We start from the raw sequence: 15657 nt of genomic DNA, 5'->3' as shown, positions 1-15657 counted from the left end.
GCGGGGCCGGCGCTAGCCCCGGGCCGGCCGCGGCGCCCGCTGGCAGCGCGGGCACCAGAACAGCCGCCGGCCCTGCATCTCCGACTCCGCCACCCGCGTCCCGCACACCAGGCACGGGGTGCCGGTGCGGTGGTAGACGTACCACCGGTCGTCCTCGTCGCGGCGGTGCTCGGGCCTCGTGGTGACGATGCGGCCGGTGGCGACCCCGTCCCCCATGAGGCCGACGAGGTCGGACCACATGGCACGCAGCCGAGTGACGGGCGTGTCCCGACCGAGACGCAGCGGGTGCAGCCGGGCGCGGTACAGCGCCTCCGCCCGGTAGATGTTCCCCACCCCGGCGATGACGCTCTGGTCCATCAGCAGCTCCCCCACCGCCCGTCGGCGCGCCCGCACGCCCGCGACGAAGGCCGCGGGATCGCCGTCGGGCCGCAGCGGGTCCGGGCCCAGGCGGGCGTGCACGGCCTCCTTCTCGCCGGCGCTGACCACCTCGCACGCGGTGGGGCCGGTGAGGTCCGCCACGCCGTGCTCGCCGCGCAGCCGCACCCGGACCGCGCCGCGCGGCGCGGGCGGGGACCAGTCGCCGACCGCCACGCCGTTGCCCGGCTGCTCCGCGAGCGCGGTCTCCTCCTCCGAGACCCGACGGCGGGGCGCGCCGATCGCGTGCGGGGCGGTGAAGCTCTCGTCGCCCGCGAAGGTCCAGGATCCGTAGAGGCCGAGGTGGACGCGCAGCCAGCGGACGCCGTCGCCGGCAGGGCCGTCGCCGTCGCCGTCGATGCCGTAGCCGCCACCGGGCGAGAACGCGAGGAACAGCTGCTTGCCGTGCGCCTCCGTCGCGGTCAGGACCCGGCCGTCCAGCAGGGCGGCGCCCGCGGCGAACCGGCCCTGGGGTGAGCTCACGGAGAGCCGCTGCCCGCCGAAGAGCTCACGGAAGGCGTGCGCGAGGCGGTGGACGGTGTGCCCCTCAGGCACGGGGACCCGCCACGGGGGCCTGCCAGCGCGAGGGGGCGTCCCACAGCGCGCGCTCGAGGTCGACGCGCACCGGGACGAAGGGGGTCAGCGGCGTGCCCTCGGCGCGGTAGTGCTCGAGGGCCCGCTCGCGGAGCTGGCGCGGAAGCGTGCCGTCGGCGCGCACCACCCGCCACCAGGGCACCTCGCCGCCGAACGCGGCCATGACCGATCCCACATGGCGGGGGTGGCCGTGCCCGGTGAGGGCCCGGACCGCCTCCGCGACGAGGCCGTACGTGGTCACCGCCCCTGCTGGCACCTGGTCGGCGACGTCGAGCACGAGCTCCGCGAGCTCCGTCCGGTCCTGGTTCACCCCCGTATCATCGCAAGCACGATGACCGCGCACACCACCGACGTCCCTGAGCCCACCGCCCACTCCTACCGGTGCGAGCACTGCGACGACTCCGTCCCTCACGAGCATCTCGACGTCAAGGCCCTGGTCGAGTCCTCCCGCACCCGGGCGCGCTCGGGCGCGGTCCGCATGGCGGCGGTCGCCGCCGGCCTGCTCGCGGTCACCGGGGCGCTGGCCACCGTGGCCGGCGGGGCCGGCCACACCCTCGCCGCCGTCGGCCTCACGGCGCTGGGCTGGGTCGTCGTCACCGTCCTGGCCCTCGCGGTTGCGGGAGCAGCCCGACGGCGGACCTCGGAGGGCCGCGCCGTGGTCACCGCGGCCCTGACGTCCGCGGGCATGACGCCGCTCGCCGCCCTCGCCGTCGCGCTGCTGGCCGGCGGGTGGACCGGCGCCCTCGTCGCCGGTGCGACGTGGCTCGCCGCGGGAGCGGTCGCCGCGCTCGTGCGCGCCCGCTCGTGGCGGGCCCTGCTGCTCACGCCCGGTGACGCCGGCGAGCACGCGCGGGCCCGCGCGGTGGCCGAGCGCGGCATCGACGCCCCGGGCGGGGTGCGCCGCTGGCTGGCCCAGGGAGCCCTCGTCGCCGCCGCGGTGGCGCTGCTGGGCGTGGTGCCCGCGACCGTCGTCGTCCTGGTCCCCCTCGCCGTCACCCTCGCGGCGCGGACGGCCACCGTCCCGCGCTGAGCCGCGCGGGAAAACTCCTCGCCGACGGCGTGCGGCCCTGCCACGCTGGTTCCATGACCGAGCCCGTGACCACGACGGTCACCCCCGCCGCCGCACCGCCGGCCCCCGTCCCGACCCTGCCGGAGATCCCGCCGCTGCCCGCCGGCTACCGCCTCGCCGAGCTCGACGACGCCGCGGACCGTGCCGAGATCATCGACGTCGACCGGTGGGCCTTCGCCTACGAGCTCTCGCCGGAGGACGAGGCCGCGGCCGTGTGGGAGCTCGAGCCGGGCCGCAGCGTCGGGGTGTGGGACGAGCGCGACCCGGCCCGGCGCCGGCTCGCCGCCGTGCACTCCTCCTTCGCCTTCGAGCTGCCCGTCCCGGGCGGCGCGCGCCTGCCCACCGCCGGACTGACCTGGGTCGGCGTCCACCCCGGGCACCGGCGCCGCGGCCTGGCGCGCGCGATGATGACCGCCCATCTGGTGCGCTCGGCCCGGCGCGGCGAGGTGGTCTCCGCGCTCTACGCCGCCGAGACCGGCATCTACGGCCGGTACGGCTACGGCGTCGCCACCCAGCACGCCACCGCCAAGGTCGGGCGCGGGGCGGCGCTGCGCGACGTGCCCGGGGCGCAGGACCTTCTCGTCGAGCTCGACCGGCTCGACCCGCAGCGCCACGGCGAGGTTCTAGAGGGCGTCCACGCCGCCGTCGTCCGCCCGGGCTGGATCCGCCGCGGCTCCGCGGCGCTGCGCGCGGGGCACCTCGTGGACTGGCCCAGCGCCCGGAAGGACGCCGAGAGCCTCCGGATCGCGATCGTGCGCACCGCCGCCGGCGAGCCGCGCGCGTACGCGCTGTTCCGGCGCAAGGAGTCGTGGTCCGACGCGGGCCAGCCGGAGGGGACGGTGAAGGTGCGCGAGTCCGTGGCGCTGGACGCCGCGGCCGCGCGGGCCCTGTGGGGGACGCTCACGGACCTGGACCTGATGGCGAGCGTGCACACCGGCCGGCTCGCCGTCGACGACGCGCTGCTGCACCTGCTCACCGACCTGCGCGGGGCTCAGGTGCGCCTGCACGACGGCGTCTGGCTACGGCTGCTGGACGTCGGCGCCGCCCTGGCCGCGCGCCGCTACGCCGCCGACGTCGACGTCGTCCTCGAGGTCCGCGACGACCTCCTCGGCGCCACCTCTGGCCGGTGGCACCTGGTCGGCTCGCCCGCGGCGGCGACCGCGGGGCGGACCGTGGCGCCGGCGCACCTGTCGCTGGACGTCGCCACGCTGGCGTCGGCGTACCTGGGTGGCACGTCGCTCGCGGCGCTGGCCGGGGCGGGGCTCGTCACGGAGCTCGCCCCTGGCTCGCTCGCCGCGGCGTCCACGGCGTTCGGCTGGCCCACTGCCCCGGCCATGAGCTGGGGGTTCTAGCGCCCGCTCTCGAAGGCGCTGATGAGGTCGATGCGGCGCTGGTGGCGGGCGTCCCCGGAGAACGGCTCGGCCAGGAACGCCTCCACCAGCGAGATCGACTCGTCCACCGAGTGCTGACGGGCGCCGATCGCGATGACGTTGGCGTCGTTGTGCGCACGGGCGAGCGTGGCCGTCTCGGTGTTCCAGGCCAGGGCCGCCCGCACGCCGGGCACCTTGTTCGCGGCGATCTGCTCGCCGTTGCCGGACCCGCCCAGGACGATGCCGAGGGAGCCGGGCTCCGCGACGACCGCCCGGCCGGCGTCGAAGCACACCGGTGGGTAGTCGTCCGTGGCGTCGTACTCGGGGGCACCGTGGTCGACGACGTCGTGGCCCGCGGCCGTGAGGTGCTCGACGAGGACGGACTTGAGCTCGAATCCCGCGTGGTCCGCGGCGATGTGGATGCGCATGGCGGTCATTGTGCCAATACCGACGGCGCCCGTGCCGCCGGGACCACTCGGCAGTCTCGCGGGCGCTCCTGCGGCCGACGGCGGTCCGCTCCGGCCCGTGCGTGTCGGCCCCCTGTCGTAGGGTCGGAGGATGACCACCACCAACGTGAGCGAGACCACTCCCGCCATGACCGACAAGGAGGCCATGGACGCCTCCGTGCGCGTGCAGGACGACCTCTACCGGCACGTCAACGGCACGTGGCTGGCCAGGCACGTCATCCCGGCAGACCGGTCCCGGGACGGCTCCTTCCACGCGCTGCGCGACCTCAGCGAGGTGCGCGTGCGCGCGATCGTCGAGGCGGCCGCGGCCGGCGACGCCGGGGGCGGGAACCCGGACAACGCCCGCAAGATCGGGGACCTGTACTCCTCGTTCATGGCGACCGAGCGGATCGAGGCGCTGGGCACCGGGCCGCTGCGCGCCGACCTGGACCTGCTGACCGCGGCGCTCGACAAGGAGGCGCTGACGCGGGCGATGGGCTCGCTGCAGCCCACCGGGGTCACCGGCGCCGTCGGCTACGGGGTGGACACCGACCTCAACGACCCGGAGCGCTACGTCGTCTTCTTCGTCCAGTCCGGGCTCGGGCTGCCCGACGAGTCCTACTACCGGGAGGACGCCCACGCCGAGACCAGGACGGCGTACGTCGCGCACGTCGCGGGCATGCTGGCCCTCACCGGCCTGGTGACCGAGGACGAGGCGATGGGGGCCGCGGAGCGCGTGATGAAGGTGGAGACCGCGCTCGCCGCCGGGCACTGGGACAAGGTGCGGGCCCGCGAGGCCGACCAGATCAACAACCCGATGAGCTGGGAGGAGGTCGTCGCCTCGGCCTCCGGGTTCGACTGGGACCTGTGGCGTGCCGCCACCGGCGTGCCCGAGGGGGCGTTCGACCGCCTCATCGTGGCGATGCCGTCGTACCTGACCGACTTCGCCCGGGCCTGGGACTCCCTGGACGTGGACTCGTTGCGCCTGTGGCTGACGTGGCAGACGGTGCACGCCCGCGCCCCCTACCTGCCGGCCGCGTTCGTCGACGAGAACTTCGACTTCTACGGCCGCACCCTCACCGGTGCGGAGGAGCTGCGCGACCGGTGGAAGCGGGGAGTGTCCCTCGTCGAGGGCGCGCTCGGCGAGGCGGTGGGCGAGCTGTACGTCGCCCGTCACTTCCCGCCCGAGCACAAGGCCGCGGTGCAGCGCCTCGTGGACAACCTGATCGCCGCCTACCGCGAGTCGATCACCGGGCTGGACTGGATGGGCGAGGAGACCCGGGCACGCGCGCTGGCCAAGCTGGACGCCTTTACCCCCAAGATCGGGTACCCGGACAAGTGGCGCGACTACTCGAGCCTGGAGATCGAGGCCGAGGACCTCCTCGGCAACGTGCGGGCCGCCAACCTGTTCGAGGAGCGGCGGGACCTGGACAAGCTCGGCAGGCCGATGGACCGGGGCGAGTGGTTCATGCCGCCGCAGATGGTCAACGCGTACTACAACCCGCCCATGAACGAGATCGTCTTCCCGGCCGCCATCCTCCAGCCGCCGTTCTTCGACCCCGAGGCCGACGACGCCTGGAACTACGGCGGCATCGGCGCCGTGATCGGCCACGAGATCGGCCACGGCTTCGACGACCAGGGCTCCAAGTACGACGGCACCGGCCGCCTGACCGACTGGTGGACGGAGGAGGACCGGGCGGAGTTCGAGCAGCGCACCAAGGCCCTGATCGCCCAGTACGACGCCTACTCCCCCGCGCAGCTCGACGACACCCACCACGTCAACGGCGCCCTGACCGTCGGGGAGAACATCGGCGACCTGGGCGGGCTCTCCATAGCGGTCAAGGCCTACGACATCGCCCTGCGCGAGGAGGGGCTGAGCGGCGTGGCCGACGCGCCGGTCGTCGACGGCCTGACCGGGCTGCAGCGGGTGTTCCACTCCTGGGGACGGATCTGGCGCTCGAAGTCCCGGGACGCCGACGCGATCCTGCTCCTGAGCATCGATCCGCACTCGCCGGCGGAGTTCCGCTGCAACGGGGTTGTGCGGAACATGGACGACTTCCACGAGGCGTTCGACGTCCGGCCCGGCGACGCGCTCTACCTGCCGCCCGAGGAGCGGGTGCGCATCTGGTAGGTGGGGGTGCCACCTCGTGACGACGGCCCTCGGCGGCTCCCGGACGGCTGGGGCGGCCGAGGGCCGCGGTCGTCGCGCTCGTCGCGCTCGTCGCGGTCGTCGCGGTCGTCGCGGTCGTCGCCCTCGTCAGCCGATCATGGTCGACGGCCCCGGCGCGCCCGAGCGCCGCTCGAGCGCCACGGCGAGCAGGGCGATCGCCAGGCCGGCCAGGGCCAGGACCGCACCTGCCCAGGCGGGAGCCAGGTAGCCGAGCCCGGCGGCGATGACGAGCCCACCGACCCAGGCGCCCAGCGCGTTGCCGATGTTCAGCGCGCTGTGGTGGAGCGCGGCACCGAGGGAGGGCCCCTCGCGGGAGACGTCCAGCAGCCGGGTCTGCAGCGCGGGCCCGATGAACTGGCTGGCGACGGAGACGAGCCCCACGAGCAGCACGGCGCTGAGCGGCCCCCGCACCAGCGCGCCGAACGCCGCGAGCGTCACCGCCATGGCGGCCAGGCCCGTGACGATTGCACCGTGCACGGTCCGGTCCGCCAGGCGGCCGCCCACCAGCGTGCCGAGGGTCATCCCGACCCCGAAGACGAAGAGCACCCACGGCACCTGTGTGGGGGCCAGGCCGGCGACCTCGGTCATCGTCGGGGTGATGTAGCTGTACACGGCGAACATGCCGCCGAACCCGATCGCCCCGGTCCCCACGGCCAGCCACAGCTGCAGGGATCGCAACGCTGTGAGCTCGCGTCGCGCCGTCGCCCCCGCCCGCACGGGGACCGGTGGGACCCAGCGCCAGATGGCCGCCGCCGCCAGGACCGCGACCACTGCGACGAGCCAGTACAGCGAGCGCCACCCCCACGCCTGGCCCATCGCCGTCGAGAGCGGTACGCCCAGCATCGTCGCGACGGTCAGGCCGATCATCACCAGCGAGACCGAGCGGGCCCTGCGCTGCGGCGGGGAGACCGCGGAGGCGACCACGGCCGCGATGCCGAAGTAGGCCCCGTGCGGCACGCCGGCGAGGAAGCGTGCGAGGAGCGCCGTCGGCAGTGTCGGAGCGAGGGCGGAGAGGGCGTTGCCGACCGCGAGGGCCATCGCCAGCGCCACGAGCAGTCCGGTCCGGGGCGCACGCGACGTGGCGAGCACGATCAACGGCGCTCCGACGACCACGCCCAGCGCGTAGGCGGACACGAGGTACCCGGCCTCGGGGATGGTGGCGTCGAACGTCTCGGCCACCTGGGGCAGCAGCCCCATCGTGGCGAACTCGGTGGTGCCGATCGCGAAGCTGCCCACCGCCATGCCCAGGAGAGCGAGGGCGAGCGGGCGGGACCCGAGTACTCCGGTGAGCGAGGGTGCGCTCACGCGAGGTCGTACGCGGCTCGCCGCACCGAGAAGGAGTAGCCGCTCTGGTCGTGCCGGCAGGACATGCCCGTCTCGGCCGAGGCGCACGTGAAGCCCTCGGCGCTCTCCTCCTGGCCGTAGCCGAGGGCGGGGACGCCGGCGGCGTCGATCGTCAGGGCCTCGCCGGACGTGTCGCACACGAGGGAGGACCCCTCGGCGGTGACCTGCAGGAAGTGGCCCACCGTGCCGTCGCAGGCCTGGACCACGGCGGCGGGGATCTGGTCGGCGTACTCGAAGGAGGCGATGCCGCACAGGGCCCGCTCGGCGTCGACGGCGCAGGCGATGTTCCCGGTGGGGCTGACGAAGTCCCACGACACCTCGCTCAGGTCCTCGCCGGCGGGCTCGGTGGCCTCCTTGCCGGCGGTGGCCGTGGCCGCCGGGCCCGAGGTTGCCGGGGGCGCCGTCGTCGCGGAGGCCGGCCCGGGGTCCGCGTTGCCGGTGAGCCGCAGGCTGAGCAGGACGGCGAAGGCGGCCACGAGCACGAGCGAGACCACGATGACCGCCCGCTCGCCGCCGCTCAGCCTGCTCCGTGCCTGCGCCATCTGCTGCTCCTTCTTCTCGTTCCGGGCGCCCGCCGCTTCGGGGCGTCCGTGCTTCGGGGTGCGGCCCGGCGCACCCGGGTTCCCGGGGCGCCGACACGTTACGTCATCGCCCCGGGGCCGGGCGCGTGCGTCCGCGAGGGGGCTCAGTCGAAGATCGGCCCCGCGGTGCGCGTGCGCTTCATCTCGTAGAACCCGGGCGTGGAGGACACGAGCAGCGCCCCGTCCCACAGCCGGCCGGCGGCCTCGCCCTTCGGGGCCGGGGTGACGACCGGGCCGAAGAAGCCCACGCCGTCGACGGCGACCACCGGGGTGCCGACCTCGTCACCGACGAGCTCGAGCGCCTCCTGGTGGGAGACGCGCAGGGACTCGTCGAGCTCGTCCGACGCCGCGAAGCGCGCGAGCTCCGCGGGCAGGCCGACCTCGGCGAGCGCCTCGTCGATCACCGCGGCCAGGTCGTCCCCGCGCCCGCCGGGGTGGATGCGGTTCCCCAGCGCGTCGTACAGCGGCTTCAGGACCTCCTCGCCGTGGTGCTCGCGGGCGGCGTTGACCACCCGGACCGGGCCCCAGGCCCGCTCCATCAGGGCGGCATAGTCCTCGGGGAGGTCACGGCCCTCGTTGAGCACGGACAGGCTCATGACGTGCCAGCGCACCCTCACGTCGCGGACCTGCTCGACCTCGCTCATCCAGCGGGAGGTCATCCAGGCCCACGGGCACATGGGGTCGAACCAGAAGTCGGCGGTCGCGGGTGCGGTGGTGGTCTCAGTCATGCGGCCATCGTACGGACGAGCGGGAGCCGCCTCCGTGTGGGGTCCGGCACAGGGGCCTGCCGCACCCCCGGCGGCCGTGCTGGAATGGCCGGGTGCGCGTCACCGTCACGTACCTGCAGACGACCGACCCGGCCACGCTGGCTCCGCCGTCGTCCCCGCGGCCGCCGTTCGAGCTGGCGCGGGTTCCGGAGCCCGACCCGGACCTCAACCGCGCCCTCTACGCGTCCGTCGGCGGGGACTGGGCGTGGACCGACCGGCTCCCGTGGTCGCCGCGGCAGTGGCGAGCCTGGCTCGCCGTCCCCGGCCGGGAGACGTGGCTGGCCCGGGTGGACGGCGAGGTCGCCGGCTACGCGGAGCTGGCGGGCACGGCCGCGGACGGGTCCGGTGCCACGGAGGTCGAGCTCGAGTACTTCGGGCTGCTGCCGGCGTTCACCGGGCGCGGGCTCGGCGGCCACGTGCTGGCCGACGTCCTGCGGCAGGCGTGGACGCTGCCGGCGCGCTGGCCCGGCCTGCCGCCGGTCCGGCGGGTCTGGCTGCACACCTGCAGCCTCGACAGTCCCCGTGCCCTCGGGAACTACCGGGCGAGGGGCCTGCGGGTCTACCGCACCGAGGAGGTGCAGCAGGCACCGGTCGCGTCGGTCCCGGGCTAGGCCATCACGGCATCGGGGACCCGGGCCCGACGAGGTCCTCCCCCGGGCCCTCGGGGTCGAGTCGCTCCTGGTTGTCCGGCACGCCCGGACGGTTCGCGGCGTCGACGTCGGCCTCGGCGAGGTCCTCGTCGTCGGGGCGGGTGTGCTCGAGGTTCTCGGCGGCGGCGTCGGCCAGCTCCTTGGCGCGGTCGGCGGTCTCGCGCGGGGTCTCGCGGTTCATGTCGGTCCTCCCAGCTCGGCTGGCCCCAGCGTGTCCCGGGCCCGGCGGGCGCGCAACCGGCGCGGATTCAGGTCGGCCGGCGCGGCACCCGGGTGGCAGGATCGAGCCCGGTGCGCCGTCGGGCGCAGCCGGACCGCGGCCGAACGGGCCGTCATGCACGCGTCAAGGAGACCCATGCCCGGAGAGAACCTCACCCGCGCCGAGGCCCAGGAGCGGGCCGCCACCGTCGCGACGTCCGCCTACGACGTCGTCCTGGACCTCACCCGCGGGGACGGGGTCTTCGGCTCGACGACGACGATCCGCTTCTCCGCCACCGAGGGTGCGGGCACGTTCGTCGACCTCATCGCCGCCTCCGTCGAGCGGATCGTGCTCAACGGCCGCGAGGTGGACCCCGCCGCCTTCGACGGCGCCCGCATCGCCCTGACGGACCTGGCCGTGGACAACGAGCTCGTCGTCGAGGCGACCTGCCGGTACATGAACACCGGCGAGGGGCTGCACCGCTTCGTCGACCCGGTCGACGACGAGGTCTACCTCTACTCCCAGTTCGAGGTCGCCGACTCCCGGCGCGTCTTCGCCGTCTTCGAGCAGCCCGACCTCAAGGCGGTGTTCGCCTTCACGGTCACCGCCCCGGCCCACTGGACCGTCGTGTCCAACACCCCGGTCGTCGCGCCCGAGCCCGTCGCCGAGCCCGGCGCGGAGTCGCTGACCTGGCGCTTCGCACCCACCGAGGTGATCTCCTCCTACCTCACCGCGGTCGTCGCCGGCCCGTTCCACAAGGTCACCGGCGAGCTGACGTCCCGCGACGGGCGCACGATCCCGCTCGGGGTGTACTGCCGCGCGTCCCTGGCCGAGTTCCTCGACGCCGAGGAGATCATGGACATCACCCGCGCGGGGTTCGCCTTCTACGAGGAGGCGTTCGACCGGCCGTACCCGTTCGCCAAGTACGACCAGCTCTTCGTCCCCGAGTTCAACGCCGGCGCGATGGAGAACGTCGGCGCCGTGACGTTCGTGGAGAACTACGTCTTCCGCTCCAAGGTCCCGGAGGCCACCGTCGAGCGCCGCGCGGTGACGATCCTGCACGAGCTCGCGCACATGTGGTTCGGCGACCTCGTGACCATGCGCTGGTGGAACGACCTGTGGCTCAACGAGTCCTTCGCCGAGTACGCCTCGCACCTGGCGACCGCGGAGGCCACCCGCTGGACGAGCGCGTGGACCACCTTCTCCTCGATGGAGAAGTCCTGGGCGTACAACCAGGACCAGCTGCCCTCCACGCACCCGATCGTCGCGCCGATCAACGACCTGGAGGACGTCGAGGTCAACTTCGACGGCATCACCTACGCCAAGGGCGCCTCCGTCCTCAAGCAGCTCGTCGCCTGGGTGGGCCGCGACGCGTTCCTGGCCGGCGTGCAGCGCTACTTCGCCAAGCACGCGTTCGGGAACACCGAGCTGCGGGACCTGCTCGTCGAGCTCGAGGCCACCTCCGGCCGCGATCTCGGCGCGTGGTCGGCGGTGTGGCTGGAGGAGGCCGGGGTCACCCGGCTCCGGCCCGAGATCCGCACCGCCGACGACGGCACGATCGCCACGTTCGCCGTCCTCCAGGAGGCCCCGGCGGAGCACCCCGCCCTCCGCCCGCACCGGCTGGTCGTGGGCGGCTACGACGTCGTGGGCGAGGGCCCGGCCGCCCGCCTGGAGCGCACCGTCCGCGTCGAGCTCGACGTCGACGGCGCCCGCACCGAGGTCCCTGAGCTCGTCGGCCGCCGGCGGCCCGACCTGATCCTCCTCAACGACGAGGATCTCGCGTACGCCAAGGTCCGCCTGGACGGCGAGTCCCTCGGGACGGCGACGGCGCACCTGGGCGGGTTCGACGGGTCCCTCCCCCGCGCCCTCGTCCTGGCCGCCGCGTGGGACATGACCCGCGACGGCGAGTGGTCGGCGCGCCAGTTCATCGACCTCGCGCTGCGCGCCGTCGCCACCGAGACCGACTCCTCGGTGGTCCTGGTGCTGCTCCGCCAGGTCGGCGTCGCCCTCGGCTCCTACGTCGCCCCGGAGCGGCGCGACGAGGTCGGCCGCGGCGTCGGCGCACGCCTCCTCGAGCTCGCGCGCGCGGCCGACGGGGGTTCCGACACCCAGCTCCAGCTGGTGCGGGCCCTGGCCACCCACGCCGTCGCACCCGAGCACCTCGAGGTCCTGGCCGGCCTCCTCGACGGCTCCGCCGAGCTGCCCGGCCTGGCGGTGGACACCGACCTGCGCTGGGCTCTGCTGCAGGGCCTCGTCGCCGGCGGGCGCGCCGGCGCCCCCGAGATCGACGACGAGCTGCGGCGCGACGCCACCGCGACGGGGCAGCAGCAGGCGGCCCGCGCGCGGGCCGCCATCCCGACGGCGGAGAACAAGGAGCGGGCCTGGGCCGACGTCGTCGAGTCCGACGCCCTGCCCAACGCGGTGCAGTCGAACGTCATCGGCGGCTTCGCGCAGGTCCACGACCGCGGCCTGCTGGTCCCGTTCGTGCGGCGCTACTTCGACGCGCTGGAGCCGGTGTGGTCGGGCCGCACGAACGAGATGGCGCAGAACATCGTCATCGGGCTCTACCCGGGCAAGCTGGCCGGCCTGGCGGAGCAGCACGGCGTGGACGTCGTGGAGCTGACGCAGCAGTGGCTGGACGCCCACGCCGACGCGGCGCCCGCGCTGCGCCGCCTGGTGGTGGAGAATCTCGACGCCGCCCGCCGGGCCGTCCGCGCCCAGGAGGCCGACCGGGCAGGCGTCTGACCCCAGCACCGCCTCCCCCGGCGTCGAGAATGCCCTACCTGCCCGTCGCGACGACGGTTCGAGCAGTGAGGGCATTCTCGGCGTTCACTGGGGGTGCTGCCGGTGTCGCTAGGACCCGGTGGTGGTGCCGGTGTCGCGAGGCCGGTGGGTCAGGGCACCAGCGCCGTGAGGTCGGCGACCGCGTCGTGGGCGCCGGCGGCCCGCAGGACGTGCGCGTCGTGCGACGTGGTCACCCCGAGCACCAGCCCCACGCCCGCCCCCAGTGCGGCGCTGAGGCCGGCCGGGGTGTCCTCCGCGGCCACGCAGGCGGCGGTGGCCACCCCGAGCACCTCGGCGCCCAGCCGGTACGGGGCCGGATCGGGCTTGCCGACGTCGACCAGCTCCGCGGTGACGAGCGCGACGCCGAGGTCGGCCACCCCGAGGAGCTCGAGGGCCGCCGTCGCCCAGGCGTTCGTCGCCGAGGTGACGACGGCGAGCGGCACCCCGGCCGCGTGCCAGCCCGAGATCGTCTCCGCCGCCCCAGGGACCGGGGCGGGCGGGTGGGCCACGACGTCGAGGCACGCGATGACCTCGTGCGCGAGCGTCATCGGGTCCTCACCGGTCCAGGGGCCCTCGACCGCGGCGAACACCTCCGCGCCGCGCCGCCCGGCGAACAGGTGCAGCATGTCGGCGGGCACGTCCCAGCCACGCCGGGCGAAGTACGTGGCGAAGGCGGCCCGGTGGGTCGGCTCGGAGTCCACGAGGGTGCCGTCGAGGTCGAGGAGCAGCCCGGAGCCGGGAGCACGCAGCATGGCGTCCACCCGGCCCCGCAGGCCGTCGCGGGTCACGCCCAGGTGAACAGCTCGTCGCCGGCGGCGACCGTGTCCCCCGGCGCGACGGCCGTGGTGAGCGACTCCGCGGCGCCCTCCAGGGCGATGACCGGCGTGACCGGCGACCGACCGCCCGCGGCCACCTTCTCCGGCGACCAGGTCACGAGGAGCTGCCCCGCCTCGACGGTGTCCTTCTCCGCGGCGTGGAGGGTGAAGCCCTCGCCGCCGAGCTGAACGGTGTCGAGACCGAGGTGCACGAGCACGCCGCGGCCTCCCTCGGCCACCAGCACGAAGGCGTGCGGATGAAACTTCATGATGGTCCCCGCCACGGGGGCGCGGACCTCGGAGACCTCCGCACCTGCGGGGTCGACGGCGATCCCCGGACCGACGATCGCCTCCGAGAAGACGGGGTCCGGCACGTCCTTCAGCGCGAGGACGGTGCCGGCGACGGGTGCGAGGACCCGCAACGTCACCGCAGGTCCTCGATGTCCTCGGCGATGGTGTCCGCCTGCGGACCGACGACAACCTGGACCGCCGCGCCCTGCTGCACCACACCGAAGGCGCCCGCGGCGCGCAGCCCGGCCTCGTCGACCTTGGCCGGGTCCTCGACCTCTACGCGCAGCCGCGTGATGCACGCCTCGAGGTCGAGGATGTTCGCGTCCCCGCCCAGCGCCGCGAGGATCTGCTCCGCCTGGCTCATCTTCAGCTCCTGTCGTCACGGATCGACCGTGATCCTGCCGGCGGAACTCCCCGCCGTGCGCCGTCGGGCGCCCGCGCCGGACCCGGCTGGCCCGGCATGCTGATGAGACCGCGCAGGTGAGGCGCGTGTCAAGCGAACTCCAGGCGCGGCGCGGTTCCTTGACACGTGGGGTCCCTGGCGATTCAGTGTCCGCGTCAGCATGTCCGTATCGTCCTGCGAGACGGGCGTGCGGACGCATCCCGGAGCGTCCCGGTGCGCGCCGTCGCGCACGCCAGGTGGGTCGCTCCTGAACCTTGGAGCAGCGATGACCACCACCGCGGCGGGCACCCCCGCCACCACGAAGAAGAGACACATCCCGGGCTTCGCCCAGGCTCAGCGCGTGGGCCGCTCGCTCATGCTGCCGATCGCCGTGCTGCCCGCCGCCGGCCTGCTGCTGCGCTTCGGTCAGCCCGACATGCTCGGCGAGCAGGGCGTGGCGAGCTGGAACGGGATGGGCTGGGTCCAGCCCGTCGCGGACGTCTTCGCCGCCGCCGGCAACGCCGTGTTCGGCAACCTGCCGATCATCTTCGCCCTGGGCGTGGCCATCGGCTTCGCCCGCAAGTCGGACGGCTCGACGGCGCTGGCCGGCCTGATCGGCTACCTCACCTTCCAGGCCGTGCTCGACGCGCTCGCACCGTTCTTCGGCGCCGGGGCGGAGGGCGAGGAGACGATCAACTACGGCGTGCTCGGCGGCATCGTCATCGGCATCATCGCCGCGCTGCTGTGGCAGAAGTTCTACCGCACCAAGCTCCCGCCCTACCTGGCGTTCTTCGGCGGGCGCCGCCTCGTCCCGATCATCACCGCCTTCGTCGCGGTGCTCGTCGCCGTCATCTTCGCGCTGATCTACCCCGCCTTCGACGCCGTCATCGGCGGCTTCGGCCGGTGGGTCACCGACGAGGGCAACGTCGTGATCGGTGGCTTCGTGTTCGGCACGCTGAACCGCCTGCTCATCCCGTTCGGCCTGCACCACCTGCTCAACAACCTGCCGTGGTTCCAGTTCGGCGAGTACACCAACCCGGACACGGGTCAGGTGGCCCAGGGTGACCTCTTCCGGTTCTTCGCGGGCGACCCGACCGCCGGGACGTTCATGACCGGGTTCTTCCCGATCATGATGTTCGCCCTGCCCGCCGCGGCGCTGGCGATCTGGCGCCACGCCAAGCCGGAGCGCCGCAAGGTCACCGGCGGCATCATGATCTCCGTCGCGCTGACCGCGTTCCTCACCGGCATCACCGAGCCGCTGGAGTACGCCTTCGCCTACGTGGCGTTCCCGCTCTACGCGGTCCACGCTGTCCTGACCGGCACCTCGCTGGCACTGGTCAACGCGATCGGCATCAAGGACGGGTTCACGTTCTCCGCGGGCGCGATCGACTACCTGCTCAACTTCGGCATCGCGACCATGCCCCTGTGGCTGATCCCGATCGGGCTGGGCTACGCGGTGATCTACTACCTGATCTTCAGCTTCGCGATCAAGCGGTGGAACCTGCGCACGCCCGGCCGCGAGGAGGACGGCGAGGTCGGTTCGGGTGCGCCGTCGGTCTTCGACGAGGCGCAGGACGCCGCCGCGGTCAAGACCGGTGCGCGGCCGGCCGAGGAGCGCGCGGCACGGCGGGGCGACCCGGCCGGCGCCGTGGCCGAGGACACGGGCAAGGCCGTCCCCGAGCTGCGTCGCGAGGAGCGCGACGGCGGCGGAACCCCGCGCGTCTGAACCGCTGACGACGACCCCCTGCCCCGCGAGCTCACGAGCTCCGGGGCAGGGGGTC

At 74.4% G+C, this 15657-nt stretch carries 16 protein-coding genes; 6 read left to right on the top strand and 10 right to left on the bottom strand.

Annotated features, from left to right (window positions below; all coding sequences use genetic code 11):
* Window positions 1–12 precede the first annotated feature (12 nt).
* Window positions 13–969, bottom strand: coding sequence for a DNA-formamidopyrimidine glycosylase family protein (locus tag KZX45_RS08645; RefSeq protein WP_248257322.1), 957 nt, complete (start codon window positions 967–969; stop codon window positions 13–15).
* On the bottom strand, window positions 962–1318 hold the full coding sequence (locus KZX45_RS08640) for an MGMT family protein (RefSeq protein WP_248257321.1): 357 nt from the start codon (window positions 1316–1318) through the stop codon (window positions 962–964). The genes KZX45_RS08645 and KZX45_RS08640 overlap by 8 nt, the downstream gene beginning before the upstream one ends.
* A 21-nt stretch (window positions 1319–1339) precedes the next feature.
* On the opposite strand from KZX45_RS08640, the gene KZX45_RS08635 reads away from it, so the two are divergent.
* Together KZX45_RS08635 and KZX45_RS08630 are read left to right on the top strand one after the other, a co-directional pair.
* Complete coding sequence (locus KZX45_RS08635) at window positions 1340–2038, top strand: hypothetical protein (protein WP_248257320.1); 699 nt, start codon at window positions 1340–1342, stop codon at window positions 2036–2038.
* Window positions 2039–2091: 53 nt separating this feature from the next.
* A complete protein-coding gene (locus tag KZX45_RS08630; RefSeq protein ID WP_248257319.1) occupies window positions 2092–3429 on the top strand; it encodes a GNAT family N-acetyltransferase in 1338 nt (445 codons plus the stop codon).
* Here the strand turns inward: KZX45_RS08630 and KZX45_RS08625 are convergent.
* Entirely contained in the window at window positions 3426–3875 is a 450-nt protein-coding gene (locus tag KZX45_RS08625) for a ribose-5-phosphate isomerase (protein WP_248257318.1), read from the bottom strand. The two genes, KZX45_RS08630 and KZX45_RS08625, sit on opposite strands and share 4 nt — an antisense overlap.
* Window positions 3876–4005: 130 nt before the next feature.
* Between KZX45_RS08625 and KZX45_RS08620 the strand changes: the two genes are divergently transcribed.
* The gene (locus KZX45_RS08620; RefSeq protein ID WP_248257317.1) at window positions 4006–6024 is read left to right on the top strand and encodes a M13 family metallopeptidase; all 2019 of its coding nucleotides are present in this window, start codon (window positions 4006–4008) and stop codon (window positions 6022–6024) included.
* Between the two features lie 126 nt (window positions 6025–6150).
* Here the strand turns inward: KZX45_RS08620 and KZX45_RS08615 are convergent, their stop codons facing one another.
* The 3 genes from KZX45_RS08615 to KZX45_RS08605 form a co-directional block, all read right to left on the bottom strand.
* Window positions 6151–7368 carry an MFS transporter gene (locus tag KZX45_RS08615; RefSeq protein WP_248257316.1) on the bottom strand — a complete coding sequence of 406 codons (1218 nt, stop codon included), beginning with the start codon at window positions 7366–7368 and terminating at the stop codon, window positions 6151–6153.
* A complete protein-coding gene (locus tag KZX45_RS08610) occupies window positions 7365–7949 on the bottom strand; it encodes a hypothetical protein (protein WP_248257315.1) in 585 nt (194 codons plus the stop codon). The genes KZX45_RS08615 and KZX45_RS08610 overlap by 4 nt, the downstream gene beginning before the upstream one ends.
* Before the next feature lie 143 nt (window positions 7950–8092).
* Complete coding sequence (locus KZX45_RS08605; RefSeq protein WP_248257314.1) at window positions 8093–8716, bottom strand: DsbA family protein; 624 nt, start codon at window positions 8714–8716, stop codon at window positions 8093–8095.
* Between the two features lie 92 nt (window positions 8717–8808).
* Between KZX45_RS08605 and KZX45_RS08600 the strand changes: the two genes are divergently transcribed.
* On the top strand, window positions 8809–9366 hold the full coding sequence (locus KZX45_RS08600; protein WP_248257313.1) for a GNAT family N-acetyltransferase: 558 nt from the start codon (window positions 8809–8811) through the stop codon (window positions 9364–9366).
* Between the two features lie 4 nt (window positions 9367–9370).
* Here KZX45_RS08600 and KZX45_RS08595 read toward each other — a convergent pair whose 3' ends face one another.
* Window positions 9371–9586, bottom strand: a complete 216-nt coding sequence (locus tag KZX45_RS08595) for a hypothetical protein (RefSeq protein ID WP_248257312.1) — start codon at window positions 9584–9586, stop codon at window positions 9371–9373.
* Window positions 9587–9760: 174 nt separating this feature from the next.
* On the opposite strand from KZX45_RS08595, the gene pepN reads away from it, so the two are divergent.
* Complete coding sequence (gene pepN / locus KZX45_RS08590) at window positions 9761–12349, top strand: aminopeptidase N (protein ID WP_248257311.1); 2589 nt, start codon at window positions 9761–9763, stop codon at window positions 12347–12349.
* Window positions 12350–12498: 149 nt separating this feature from the next.
* Here pepN and KZX45_RS08585 read toward each other — a convergent pair whose 3' ends face one another.
* The 3 genes from KZX45_RS08585 to KZX45_RS08575 are packed head-to-tail and all read right to left on the bottom strand — an operon-like array spanning window position 12499 to window position 13858.
* Complete coding sequence (locus KZX45_RS08585; RefSeq protein WP_248257310.1) at window positions 12499–13176, bottom strand: HAD family phosphatase; 678 nt, start codon at window positions 13174–13176, stop codon at window positions 12499–12501.
* Window positions 13173–13631 carry a PTS glucose transporter subunit IIA gene (locus tag KZX45_RS08580; protein WP_248257309.1) on the bottom strand — a complete coding sequence of 153 codons (459 nt, stop codon included), beginning with the start codon at window positions 13629–13631 and terminating at the stop codon, window positions 13173–13175. Before KZX45_RS08580 ends, KZX45_RS08585 begins: the two co-directional genes overlap by 4 nt.
* Window positions 13628–13858 (bottom strand): glucose PTS transporter subunit EIIB, encoded by a 231-nt coding sequence (locus tag KZX45_RS08575; RefSeq protein ID WP_043498907.1) that lies wholly within the window; start codon window positions 13856–13858, stop codon window positions 13628–13630. The genes KZX45_RS08580 and KZX45_RS08575 overlap by 4 nt, the downstream gene beginning before the upstream one ends.
* A 304-nt stretch (window positions 13859–14162) precedes the next feature.
* Between KZX45_RS08575 and KZX45_RS08570 the strand changes: the two genes are divergently transcribed.
* Window positions 14163–15602, top strand: coding sequence for a PTS transporter subunit EIIC (locus KZX45_RS08570; protein WP_248257308.1), 1440 nt, complete (start codon window positions 14163–14165; stop codon window positions 15600–15602).
* Window positions 15603–15657 lie beyond the last annotated feature (55 nt).

The organism is Georgenia sp. EYE_87, assembly GCF_023148685.1.
Lineage (GTDB): Bacteria > Actinomycetota > Actinomycetes > Actinomycetales > Actinomycetaceae > Georgenia.
The sequence above is the reverse complement of the archived record's forward strand: the minus strand, read 5'-3'. Positions and strand labels throughout refer to the sequence as shown.

Excerpts from the sequence above, each read along its gene's own strand:
- KZX45_RS08635 (WP_248257320.1), top strand. The coding sequence starts at position 1,340 with ATGACCGCGCACACCACCGACGTCCCTGAGCCCACCGCCCACTCCTAC.
- KZX45_RS08630 (WP_248257319.1), top strand. The coding sequence starts at position 2,092 with ATGACCGAGCCCGTGACCACGACGGTCACCCCCGCCGCCGCACCGCCG.
- KZX45_RS08625 (WP_248257318.1), bottom strand. The coding sequence starts at position 3,875 with ATGCGCATCCACATCGCCGCGGACCACGCGGGATTCGAGCTCAAGTCC.
- KZX45_RS08620 (WP_248257317.1), top strand. The coding sequence starts at position 4,006 with ATGACCACCACCAACGTGAGCGAGACCACTCCCGCCATGACCGACAAG.
- KZX45_RS08610 (WP_248257315.1), bottom strand. The coding sequence starts at position 7,949 with ATGGCGCAGGCACGGAGCAGGCTGAGCGGCGGCGAGCGGGCGGTCATC.
- KZX45_RS08605 (WP_248257314.1), bottom strand. The coding sequence starts at position 8,716 with ATGACTGAGACCACCACCGCACCCGCGACCGCCGACTTCTGGTTCGAC.
- KZX45_RS08595 (WP_248257312.1), bottom strand. The coding sequence starts at position 9,586 with ATGAACCGCGAGACCCCGCGCGAGACCGCCGACCGCGCCAAGGAGCTG.
- pepN (WP_248257311.1), top strand. The coding sequence starts at position 9,761 with ATGCCCGGAGAGAACCTCACCCGCGCCGAGGCCCAGGAGCGGGCCGCC.
- KZX45_RS08575 (WP_043498907.1), bottom strand. The coding sequence starts at position 13,858 with ATGAGCCAGGCGGAGCAGATCCTCGCGGCGCTGGGCGGGGACGCGAAC.
- KZX45_RS08570 (WP_248257308.1), top strand. The coding sequence starts at position 14,163 with ATGACCACCACCGCGGCGGGCACCCCCGCCACCACGAAGAAGAGACAC.